This is a genomic window from Methanosarcina baikalica (assembly GCF_031461075.1).
In the GTDB taxonomy this organism is placed as follows: domain Archaea; phylum Halobacteriota; class Methanosarcinia; order Methanosarcinales; family Methanosarcinaceae; genus Methanosarcina; species Methanosarcina baikalica.
Genome location: NZ_JAVKPK010000002.1, coordinates 1 through 11,556, shown reverse-complemented (window position 1 = coordinate 11,556; position 11,556 = coordinate 1). Strand labels below are relative to the sequence as shown.

Genomic DNA, 11,556 nt, shown 5'->3' with positions numbered 1-11,556 from the left:
GTTCCCGCTTCATAAACTATAGAGGAGGCTTAATTTGGGGATTAAAAACTACATGAAGATTTTATATCTACTTCTGGTACTCGGGCTGCTATGTATAAATGCTGCTGCCCAGTCAGATTCCACAGGCAACCGCATCTGGGATGAAAATACAAACCAGAGCCTTACTTATACATGGACGCCTCAGACCTATTCGGGCTTTTATTATGACCTGGACACCGGAGAAGGCTCAGAGAATCTTACAGTCCGGCTCACCGAGGGAAGCCGGACAATTGAAAAAAATAACCTGCAGTATGAAACAAAACCCATACAAACCGATTTTGAGCACGGTGAATGGGGTTCGTATCAGGTTATAGGGTTTATGGCAGAACGCTACTTTGCAGGATACACGGGAAACTCCGGATTTGCAAATAAAAATATCAGCGTTATTTCTGAGGGGCAGCTTTCAAAGGTATTGACAGATACCGACGAAAAGAAATCCCTGTACACGGGTTCTTCCCTCATTCTTGAGGAAGGATATACCCTGAATATCGTTGAAGTTGATGTGAACGGAAACACTGTCTGGGTACAGCTTGTAAAGGACGGCAATATAGTAGATGATGCTTTCCTGTCTTCTAACAGTGATTATGTGTATAAAACCGGACTAGGGGATGCAGAAGATGTGCCCATAATTGCAGTCCATTTCGCCCAGATCTTCAGTGGTATAGAGACTAACGCCGTTTTTGTGGAAGGGATTTTCCAGATTTCGGACAAATACCTGGAAATTAAAAATGGAGACGATTTCGGAGAAATGGAGGTAAGTACGATTTCAAGCTCAGGCATAAGGATGAGAAATAGTGATTCCATCTCTCTTAGCAGGGGCGATACAATAGATATCATGGGTAAACTTAGTTTTATTGTGGCTGATGCCAGCGAACTTCGCTTTGCCCCAATAGTTGAAACCTCCGAGCCCGGGACCTATGAGTTAAGGGGAACCGTCCATGATGATAAATTTGATACTTCTATCTGGACACCTTTTAACTTCGAGGGTTTTTATTATAACATCGACGAAAACATCTCCACTGAAAGTCTTGTCATTGAAGAACTCGATGATAGGACAATTGATGATGAAGCACTCGTTTATTCTACAAGACCGGAACCTGTTGAATTTGAGCATGAAAGCTGGGGAAATTATGAAGTTCTCGGCTTCATGGCAGAGAAATATTTCGCAGGATATCCTGAGAACATTTTTGGGAATTCAAAAAGTATAAGTGTGCTTTCGGACAGCATCCTTTCAAAAGTTCTTATTGATGACGATAACAAAAAGTCCCTGTTTACAGGCTCTTCTCTAGCTCTCGAGAACGGCTATTCTCTTAAGGCAGCAGAGGTCGACGTTAACGGGGAAAGGATACTCTTCGAGCTTTATAAGGATGGGAAGCTGCTTGATTCGGGAATAATTCCTCAGAATGGGGACTATATCTACGAAGCAGATCTCGGAGGGGCTGAAGCTGTTCCGACTATTGCAGTCCATGTAAGTACTGTCTTCCGTTCCCGGGAAACTGATGCCGTGTTTATAGAGGGAATTTTCCAGATTTCGGAAGATTACCTGAAAGTTTCTGAGGGAGATTCCTTTGGTGAAATGGAAATAAGCTCGATTTCCAGTTCAGGAATCACAATGAAAAATACGGATGCAATCTCCCTTTCAAAAGGGGACGTTATTGACCTGATGGGCAAAGTCAAATTCAGGGTAGCCGATGCTTCTGTCCTGCGCTTTTATCCCTTCGTTGAAATCGAGACCAGTAAAGGCGATCAGCTGGATATCGAAATGCCCGCTGTCATTGTAACCGGGAACCAGACCGAAATCCTGGTTAAGGCGAGAAATGTTTCAGTCGGGGGCGTTGAAGTCTCCTTTGGAAATGAGAGCATAGGGACTACCGGAGACGGTGGGAACCTTACCTATACACCTGGTAAGGAAGGAAGCTTCACTGTATCTGCAAGCAAAGCAGGTTACGTCTCGGGAAGTAAAAAAGTTGATGTCGTTAAACAGGGCGTCCTGAAACTTCAGCTTTCAGTCTCTCCGAACATCATCAGGGAAGGAGATCAGATAAAAATAAAAGTTACTGACTCAGCGAATAATGGGTCTATATCCGGAGCAGATGTCTTTTTCGGCGGGAAGAAGATTGATGAACAGACCAACGCAGAAGGTCTCACATCTTACTGGGTTACTGCTCCGGGAACTTATATGATAAATACTACAAAAGCAGGTTATGAAGAAGGGGAAACCTTGATTGAGGTAATTGAAAACGTAGCACAGTTTACCTTTTCGAACCTCACGGTAGAGCCGGCTTCAGTTGAGGCCGGAACCGCAGTAAATATCAGGGTAAATGCTACGAATAGCGGAAACGTTGCAGGAGGATCAAAAGTGGAATTGCTGGTTAATAACGAATCAGTTGATTCAAAAAACATAAGCCTGAATCCAGGTGAGAGCAAGCCAGTCGAATTCTCCCATACTGAAAATGACGCAGGAACATACAAAATTGAGGTAGGAGGCCTGAGCAAAAGTTATGAGGTAACGAAAAAAGCTCCTTTCTTCAGTGGGATGGCAACTGTTGGAATACTTGCCACAGCATTTGTCGTTCTCCGGAAAAGGAGGAAATAACCGAAACTTCTGGCTTTCGTACTGAAAGCTGTGTAACCGGAAATCCCAATCCTGATTTCCGGCTCTCAAATCTTTTTTTCCTAAGTTTTTATCTCTTATGATCTTAATCGGGCTCTTTTTTGCTTTAATTTTATATTTGTAGCCAGGATAACCCTTATATTTAGAATCACCCTTGTCTCATTCTTCAAAAATATTTATTCTTCAAAAACATTTTATGGAAATGATATATTTGTGTATAAATTTTTACATTTTTCACGTCAATTCTTACTCCGGAATAAAATAGTATAAATACGATAGTGGGCAGGAATGTAAAAAGAATTAATTAAAAGTAAAGCCGGCAGGAATATAAAAAATGAATTAAGAGTAAATTCCGGCAATTAATGCCTGAGATGCAGCTTAAAATACTGAATTACGATGGTATGAATACAATGCTTGAATTTTTGGGTTCCTTTATTGTTAATTACGGTTACCTCAACCTCTTTGTCCTGAGTTTTCTGGCTTCCACTGTCTTGCCTTTCGGGTCTGAAGCGCTGGTAGTTGCTCTTATCTACCAGGGTTTTAATCCTTTTGCTGTTGTTATGGTGGCGACCTCAGGTAATTATCTAGGGTCCTGCACAACTTATTATCTTGGACTAAAAGGGCGGCCTGTGCTTGAGAAATACTTATCTCCTTCTCATGAAATGCTTGAGAAAAGTGAAAGGCTTTTTAAAAAATACGGAGTTTACACCCTTCTTTTCACTTGGGTACCGGGGATCGGAGACGCAATTACAATGGTTGCAGGACTTATGCAGCTTCCTTTCAGATCTTTTTCGGTTCTGGTTTTTCTTGGGAAATTCGGGCGTTATTTTGTACTTGCTTATCTGACAGTCTTTTTCAACAATTGATCTGGTCTTTTTTAAAATCGATTTTGAGTTTTCAGGTAGTAAATTTTTCTTTTCAAGTTCTATTTATTTCTTTTATAATGTACATTTCCGAACTCATCTTCTAAAAGTTATTTTTTACGAAATGAAAATAGATACATTTATATAACGCAGGGAACAATATTCCATTGTTAAAGCAAATTTAGTTGATCTCCATTGCTTTAACCTATCGTTTTTTGCCTGCCTTCCAGGTCTTTAAAACGGGCTACATGTTTGATTATAACCTCCATTTTTTTCTTTTTTCTTTTTTCTTATTTCTTTTATTCCTTCATTTTTATACACAATTTAACTTTACATAAGATTAGATCCCTGATGACGTCAATGAATTTCCTTACTTTCGTTTTTCGGAATTATACTTAGCTTATCCCATAAATCGGAATTTTCTTCTTTTAATCAGTATTTCAGATGATCAATGAATTTTGCATCATGAAAATAATACTGAAACTCTTAATAATTACAGAGTAAAATGGCTTTTGGGATAAGCTCATAAAGTAACAGATTTGTTTGAAGATGTATTTGATATCTATTATTGTTTAAATCCCATAAGAAGAGTATTAAGAAAAATAAGCATTTAGAACCCTTAATTTACACACTGATCTTGAGGAGTCCTCAAGGCTTCTCAGGCACTTCTCCGTCCTCAAATTTCTCCCTTTTGAAGCTTATTTTTTCACCGGGTACTCAACTTCATCCATTATGAATATTTTCCAATAGATTGGCGGGAAACGGGCCAAAAAGAGTTAAAATTATTCTAAAAAAGGTTAATTCATTCAGATTTTCATTGAAGTAAGCCTATTTTCGTTACTGCAGGATATTTGGAGGTTTACTCGAGAGCATCTACCCTCGAGCGATATTTAATAAGGTATTACATGGTTTTTTGGAGATTTGCTCATTACATGGTTTTTTGGAGGTTTGCTCGAGAGCATCTGTCCTCGAGCGATATTTGATAGACATTTGAAAACCGGTTGTGTTTTTTAGGTTTTATCTATAAGGCTGCTAAATTTCATCCTTCGCCTATTGCACTGGTGTATCTGTGAAATAGGAGCATGTAATTTTTCTGGTAAGATTTTCCATCTTCATTATATCAAGTTTCTATGTAATTCGAGGTAGTCTAGCTGTTTATCCCAAATCGTCTTATTCCTCCTAATTCCATATTATTTCAGAATTTGTTCTTTTTTCTATCTTGATACCCATATCCCGGATTGTATGCTCCCTGGATGAGTGAGGGTCCGATAGAATGGTTTGCCCTCACTCCCCGGGTTGCACGCTCCAAGGATGAGCCCCAGTCGATTTCAGGTCTATTTGCCTGGATAGAGGATTGAGTTTCTATCCAATCTAACTAAACTCGAAAACTAAGTAAGGATATGGATTTAGGTAACGGATCTTAGCTTCAGAGGTAACGTAAATACGGAATAAGGGAGTACCCTTTTTAGGTAGAATTTAATAAGAAAAGGTGTGCCGATTCCGGCAGAAAAGGATAGGATATAAAGGTTCTTGTTTTATGGAGGGGGAAACCTAACTTTGTGAAAAATGAGGTCTAAACACAATTCGAGTTGTGTTTTTGTTTTGTCTATTTATTTTACTTTTTTTCTTCACCTGTTTTTCACATTTATTCATATACCAGGGTAAATTCGTCATTTCTTGTTTTCATTTTTGAGGCTATTTTTCTAAATTCCTTATAATTTTATATTCCATTGTAAGAATTTGTAATAATATTTTAAAAATTATTTAGAATTCTAATTTCACTTTGGCACTAAACTGAAGTATTTATGGATTAGTCAATCCTCACGAAAAATCCGTATCACAGTCGATTGTCAATAGAGGAGATTGCTACATTTCTGATTTTTAGTAATAAATATCCAATTTTTTGTTTCTTTCAGGAAAATGAAGTCTAAATCGCCTGGAAGAAAAAGTCCATTTCTATGGCATTTATCCGAAAAAACGTATGAATCCCTGCATACAAAATTATTTTCTAAAGATAAATACCTATTTATAAAAAGGCTTCCAAGTTTGCTTGATGAGCTTATCCCATAAATCAAAATTTGCTCTTTGAATCTCGTTTTTTCAGTAACCGATCGAGCTTCTTATCATGAAAGAGCAATCCTGAAAACTTTTGATGATTAAATACGAAATAGGTTTTAAGACAAGCTCGAAAATCGAATATTAACCAAGGTGCCAGCATGTCTGAAAAGCATTCTAATTCTCATTCCAATGAAAAGGAGGGCGATTCCGAACAGCCCGAGGAAAATCCCCGCAAAAAAGGGTTTTTCAATTTCCGCTCTCCTTTTCACGCTCATGCTCATGATCACTCCGGCAATCATCCCCAGGATCACTCTTGTACTCATCCGCACGCACATTCCCACGGGCACAGTCACACTCATGGGACTGTGGACCCTTCCATACTTGCTACTAACAAAGGGCTCTGGGCTGTTAAATGGTCTTTTATAGGGCTGATGATCACAGCCGTTCTGCAGATTGTAATCTTTTTTAAGTCTGGCAGTGTTGCCCTCCTTGCCGATACCATTCATAACTTTGGGGATGCATCAACTGCAATTCCTCTTGCAATAGCTTTTTCTCTTGCCGGAAGAAAACCAAGCAAATGCTTCTCCTACGGATACGGCAGGGTAGAGGACCTTGCAGGTATAATCATTGTTCTCCTGATCCTTTTCAGTGCTGCAGTTGCGGGTTATGAGTCTGTGAATCGCTTCTTAAACCCCCAACCTGTAGAGCATTTGCAGGCTGTAGCTATTGCCGCAATTATAGGTTGTATCGGAAACGAGGTTGTGGCCCAGTTCCGGATGAAAGTTGGAAAGGAAATAGGGAGTGCAGCCCTTATTGCAGATGGATACCATGCCCGAGTGGACGGTTTCACCAGCCTTGCCGTCCTTATCGGGGTAGTTGGCATCTGGTTGGGTTATCCGATCATTGACCCTCTCATTGGAATATTAATCACGATCAGCATTCTCAAAATAGTCCTTGATTCGAGCAAGCTCGTGTTTACCCGCCTTCTTGACGGCGTTGAGCCTGAAGTCATCGATAAAGTTAAAAATATTACTGAAAGTGTAGAGGGTGTCTGTGAAGTCACGGACCTTAGAGTCCGTTGGATAGGACACAGGCTCCATGCAGAGATCAATGCTTCCGTTTCTCCTTCTCTTTCGGTTGGGGAAGGGCATGAAATCGCCAACGCGATAAGGGAAAAACTTCTTGAAAACTTCTCTTACCTTTCCGGCACCACTATCCATGTAGACCCTCTCACAGCCTCAGGGGAATGCTGTCACTGTGGGCCTGAGAATCCGGAAATACTGCAGGGAAAACACAAGCAGGTTTTGAATGCCTGTTCCCAATAAGGTCCAAAGAAATTTCAGTTTCAGTTGGCCTTTTACTGTAAAAATCTTCTATTTATAAGCACTTGTCTTAATTTCATCATCAGGGTTCGGTGAACTTGCTTTCAGGCTATTGTCAAGTAAAAAAAATGCAGTAATTTTTCCTATAAAACTACTGTATTTTGCCCTTTATTTGAAGTGGTGGCGCGAACATACGCCGTTGCTTGCAGCGGGGTGCGCCAGCACAACTTTGATTGAAATAAATCAGGCCCAACTTTGTAAATCCTCAACCACATCATATACTTTTTAAATAGTGGGTGCATATGGGCTAATATATTTTTACGCGAGATAATCCAGGAAGCGTCGGACTAAAAAACAGACCACGGAAAAATGGGAAAATCCGTAACAGCTATTTTTAACCTGGGTTGTGAGCAATACTGAGGTCCATTCTTCTACGATTGGCAAATATATAGATTGAAAAGAATGGGGGACTGGAAGTTATTAAAAGTAATGATTTCATCGAGAAAGTAGAAGAGATAGGGGAAACAGGTAAAGAAAAAATTGCAGCTGAACTTTATTTAAAAAATCCTAATCTTTTTCTGAAGGTGGGAAAGGAGGGAACTGTTTTATATACTAACAAGGCAGCTGGTGATCTTCTTGAGTACTGGGGTATAAAAGAAGGAGAAAAGGTTCCTCAATCATTAAGACATAGTATAAAAAGAGTCCTCTCAAGGAATGAACCGAAAAATCTCAAAATTCAAGCAGGGGAAACAACATATGCTGCAGTGGTCTATCCTTTTCCGGAAGGAGATTATGTAGATCTTCAAGGGGTAGACATAAGTTTTAGAGCCTTTGCCGACGAAAAACTTCGTAAAAAGGAAAGACAATACCTTTCCCTAAGCAGCCTTGGCAGAATATCTATCACATGCAAAGACGTTCAGGCAATCCTGGAAGAAAGCGCTCTGCTTATTGCCCAGGGTTTTGATGCGGATTTTTCCAGGATTCTGGAACTCATGCCTGATGGAAATTTTATCCTGAGAGCAGGGTATGGTTGGGAAGATGATCTTAAAGGCAATATTATCATAACAGTAAAGGAGAAGTCTCAGGCAGGATACACTCTCTTTTCGAGGAAACCAGTTGTCTTGAAAGATATTGAGACCGAAACCCGTTTTGAATTCACTGAATTTCTCAGGTGCTACGGGGTAGTTAGTGGCGTAACGGTTCTTATAGGAGATATAAATAAGCCTTTCGGGGTAATCGAAGTTTACAACACAGGAAAGAGAGAATTTACTGTGAATGATATAGATTTCCTGAATTCTGCCGCTTTTTTGTTGTCTGGGATCATAGAGCGTCTGCAGGCAGAGGAAGAACTCCGGATTCATCAACAGGAACTGGAAAAACTCGTTGAAAGAAGAACCCTGGAATATACCGAAGCAAATGAGAGCCTTTCGCGGGAAATAGCTGAAAGAAATAAAATTGAAAAAACTCTCAGGAATAACCTGAAGTTTCTGGAAACTCTCCTGAATACGATACATGTACCTGTATTTCTTAAAGACAACGAAGGCAGGTACCTTGGCTGTAATAACCTTTTAGCCAAACAGGTTCTCGGGAGGGAAAAAGAAGAGATTATAGGAAAAATATTTCCTGAAGTATACGCGGGTTCTCCAGCTGAAATTTCACTCGAAATTCATAAATCCGACCTGGAATTGTTGCAGAAAGGAGGAGGCGACAATTACGAAAAAGAACTAATGTGTGCCGATGGGACAAAAAGAAACTTTCTGGTGAACAGGGCGACTTTTTCCGATGACGAAGGAACAAGAAACTTGGTTGCTGTAATGCTTGATGTAACCGAACTCAGGAAAATTGAAAATAAACTTAAGAATAACGTACATTTTTTGGAAACGCTGCTTGATAATATTCCAAGCCCTGTGTTCCAGAGAGATTTGAATGAAACATATGTAAATTGTAACAAGAATTTTGCCAGGCAGATCATGGGGCTTCCCAAAGATGAGGTTATAGGGGGCTCTTTCGTGGAATTTCAGAAGAGAGTTCCAAAAGAGCTTTCAGAAATATATCATAAGCACGACAGGAAACTCATTGAGACAGGGGGAAGTAATTATTACGAAACCAAGGTGGTCTGTGCCGACGGCGTGCAAAGAGATTTCCTTTTCCACAAAGCTACCTACCAGGACAGTTCTGGGGGAGTAGCTGGAGTTGTTGGTGTGATGCTGGATATAACCCAGCGAAAAGTGGCCGAAAAAACGTTCAGGAAAAGCGAGGAACGATACAGGATCGTTGCAGAGCAGACAGGGCAGCTTGTGTATGATTATGATGCAGAATCAGAGCAGATCGACTGGGCAGGAGCCATTTCACAGATTACAGGATGCAGTCCTGAAGAGTTCAAGCATGTGAATCTGGAAGGCTGGCTAGCACATATCCATAAAGAAGATCAGAAAAGAGCATGGGAAACTCATGAGATGTGTATGAAAACCGGGGGAAAATACCTTGAGGAATACAGGTTCCGAAAAAAGGACGGGAGTTATTTCCATGCCGAAGACAGTAGCATCTACCTTTTAGATGAAAAAGATCAGGTGCACCGGATTGTCGGAGTAATAAAAGATATAAATGAAAGAAAACTTGCCAGGGAAATTCTGGAAAGGAGCGAGGAGAGATATAGGGCTGTTGCAGTACAGACCGGGCAGCTCGTCTATGATTACGATGTGAAAAATAATCACAGTTCCTGGGTAGGAGCAATTGAGGAGCTCACAGGGTACAGCTTTGAAGAGTTCCAGGGCTTCACCCCTGCTGTCTGGGCTGACCATGTCCATCCTGAAGATCGGGAAAAAGCTGCAAAAGCCCATGAAAACTGCACGAGAAATGGTGAAAAGTATCTTGAAGAATACAGATTCAGAAGAAAAGATGGAAGCTATTTTTATGTGGAAGACAGCGGTGTCTACCTGAAAAATGAAAGTCGAGGTATATACAGGGTACTAGGGGTAATGAAAGACGTCAGTGAGAGAAAAAAAGCAACTGAAAAACTGACTGAAAGCGAAGAGCGTTACAAGTCCTTCATGAAAAACTTTAGAGGCATTGCATTCCAGCAGAATACGGATTTCACCCCTATTCTTGTAGAAGGAAGTGTAGAAGAAATTGCAGGGTATACAGGAGAAGACTTAGTATCTGAAAAAGTAGACTGGTATGAAATTGTCCTTCCTGAAGACCGGAAAAGATTTTTTGAAAATAGAAATAAATTGATAAATGATCCGGCACTTTTTATAGAGCATGAATACCGTATAAAGCACAGGGATGGAAAGGTAAGATGGGTTCGTGAGATTATCCAGAATGTTTCAGACACTGCACACAGGAAGAGAGTCCTGCAGGGTGCAGTCTACGACATAACCAGACAAAAAGAGGCTGAAGAAACTCTGGGAAAAGTAGAAGAAATTCGCAAGAAAGAAATCCATCACCGTATTAAGAATAACCTGCAAGTCATTTCCAGTCTGCTGGAACTTCAAGCAGAAAAGTTCAATGAAAAGGAAGTTCTGGAAGCTTTCCGCGAGAGTCAGAATCGAGTTGCCACCATGGCCATAATCCACGAGGAACTGTACAGATCAAGAAACAACGAAACCCTTGATTTTTCAGCATATCTTCAAAAACTGACAGCAGATCTTTTTCGCTCCTACACTGTCAGAAAAGGCGATGTCAAGATGCGGCTGGATATCGAAGAGACTTTTCTGGGAATGGACACGGCAGTTCCTTTAGGGATAATCATTAATGAACTGATATCCAATTCTCTGAAACATGCATTTCCTCCAGGTACAAAAGGGGAAATCCGGATAAAACTCTACAGGACTGAAAAGAATGGAGAGAATAAAAGTATAAGTAATAGCACCAATAATATTGGTTCTGAAAGTTCAGTTGATAAAAGTATTCACTATTCACTGGTAGTTTCGGACAATGGGTTGGGTTTTCCGGAAAATATTGATTTCAAGAATACGAGCTCTCTGGGCCTGCAACTCGTAAATATTCTTGTTGAGCAGCTGGAGGGTGCAATCGAACTTGAAAATGGTGCAGAGACTACTTTCAAGATATTATTTAAGGAGAACGACTGATTATCCAGAGGCTTATCAGATATCAAAGGGGAGGTACAATGACAAAAGCAAAAATTCTGGTTGTCGAAGACCAGAATATCGTGGCTCTTAACATTAGAAATAAACTGAAAAATCTCGGTTATACTGTGCCGGGTACTGCGTCCACAGGAGAGGAAGCTATAAGAAAAGCAGAGCTAACGAACGCAGACCTTGTTTTAATGGATATAATGTTAAAAGGAGACATGGATGGAATTGAAGCTGCCCGTGAAATTAAAACCAGGCTTCGAATTCCAGTGCTTTATCTGACTGCTTATACTGATGATGAGACTCTTGAGAGGGCAAAAACAACAGAGCCTGCAGGGTATATCTCAAAGCCTTTTAAGGAAGAAGACCTGCACAGCAATATAGAAATGGCACTCCACAAATACAGAGCCGAAAAAAAAGAAAGTGAGGACAATACTGAATAAAATTTTCATAACTCAAAGATAAAAATTTCCAGAGATAATTACAAATTACAAATCCTGCTTATATCAAATTAGTTCTATGAATGGTAGAAAAATTGAAAAGTTAATTGAGAGAAAGAACGGACA

At 40.1% G+C, this 11,556-nt stretch carries 5 protein-coding genes; all 5 read left to right on the top strand.

The features are described 5' to 3' along the window. The first annotated feature begins 52 nt into the window (after window positions 1-52). The 5 genes from RG963_RS00680 (at window position 53) to RG963_RS00660 (ending at window position 11,433) form a co-directional block, all read left to right on the top strand. Window positions 53-2,635, top strand: coding sequence for an S-layer protein domain-containing protein (locus RG963_RS00680; protein ID WP_310574347.1), 2,583 nt, complete (start codon window positions 53-55; stop codon window positions 2,633-2,635). A gap of 389 nt (window positions 2,636-3,024) precedes the next feature. Continuing rightward, window positions 3,025-3,519: a YqaA family protein gene (locus RG963_RS00675; RefSeq protein WP_310574346.1), complete on the top strand. Its 495-nt coding sequence runs from the start codon at window positions 3,025-3,027 to the stop codon at window positions 3,517-3,519. A gap of 2,213 nt (window positions 3,520-5,732) precedes the next feature. After that, complete coding sequence (locus tag RG963_RS00670) at window positions 5,733-6,899, top strand: cation diffusion facilitator family transporter (protein WP_310574345.1); 1,167 nt, start codon at window positions 5,733-5,735, stop codon at window positions 6,897-6,899. 581 nt (window positions 6,900-7,480) lie between these two features. Continuing rightward, complete coding sequence (locus tag RG963_RS00665; protein ID WP_310574344.1) at window positions 7,481-10,987, top strand: PAS domain-containing protein; 3,507 nt, start codon at window positions 7,481-7,483, stop codon at window positions 10,985-10,987. 38 nt (window positions 10,988-11,025) lie between these two features. Continuing rightward, on the top strand, window positions 11,026-11,433 hold the full coding sequence (locus RG963_RS00660; protein WP_310574343.1) for a response regulator: 408 nt from the start codon (window positions 11,026-11,028) through the stop codon (window positions 11,431-11,433). The last annotated feature ends 123 nt before the right edge of the window (window positions 11,434-11,556 follow it).

Excerpts from the sequence above, each read along its gene's own strand:
- RG963_RS00675 (WP_310574346.1), top strand. The coding sequence starts at position 3,025 with ATGCAGCTTAAAATACTGAATTACGATGGTATGAATACAATGCTTGAA.
- RG963_RS00670 (WP_310574345.1), top strand. The coding sequence starts at position 5,733 with ATGTCTGAAAAGCATTCTAATTCTCATTCCAATGAAAAGGAGGGCGAT.
- RG963_RS00660 (WP_310574343.1), top strand. The coding sequence starts at position 11,026 with ATGACAAAAGCAAAAATTCTGGTTGTCGAAGACCAGAATATCGTGGCT.
- RG963_RS00680 (WP_310574347.1), top strand. The coding sequence starts at position 53 with ATGAAGATTTTATATCTACTTCTGGTACTCGGGCTGCTATGTATAAAT.